The sequence below is a fragment of the Alkalibacterium sp. m-11 genome (assembly GCF_054658155.1).
In genome coordinates this window covers 1-606 of the sequence record NZ_BAAGIR010000334.1, presented here as the reverse complement: position 1 = coordinate 606, position 606 = coordinate 1, and the positions used below count along the sequence as shown (strand labels likewise).

The 606-nt window shown below is 41.6% G+C and carries 1 protein-coding gene; it reads right to left on the bottom strand.

What is annotated here, in order from left to right:
- Window positions 1-425 (bottom strand): reverse transcriptase domain-containing protein (locus ACYQ2O_RS12680; protein ID WP_459771420.1); only part of this gene is annotated, 425 nt, incomplete at its 3' end.
- Window positions 426-606: the final 181 nt, after the last annotated feature.

Sequence of the window (606 nt, the reverse complement as noted above, 5' to 3'; positions counted from 1 at the left end):
TCTACTACTATCTTATAACCTTCTTCATAATAACCAATCACTCGCTCAATTGCTTGGTGAGCGTTGCGACCTTTACGAAAGCCGTAACTATATTCTGAGAAATAGGGGTCTATAATTGGGTCAATCACTTGTAATATAGCTTGTTGGACGACACGGTCTCTTACCGTTGGGATTCCTAATAGTCGAACCCCACCATTTGCTTTGGGTATTTTTACACGCTTAACTGGTTGTGGTTGATAAGTTCCGTTCTTCAATTTTTGGACAATCGCTGACCCATAGGTCTGCATATGCTCCTCTAATTCATAAACGGTCATCTCGTCTACACCGGGAGCTCCTTTGTTTTTAAGGACTTTTTGAATAGCTCTTTCCATGTTGTTTTTACTGACTACTCGGTCAATAAGTGAGATATCATTTTGTCTGTTCATATCTGCGTTACGCCCCTACGCACTCCTACATATTCTTTGCTTCCAGCTTATCCTTCTGTAGGTAGCCATCTCTACGAACTTAATCACGATGTTGGCTGCGATACTGGTGGCGTATCCACCTCCTTGATTTCCAAAATTGTTATTGTTCTGTCCTTCCTAGCCATAAGGCTAGTACTATGAC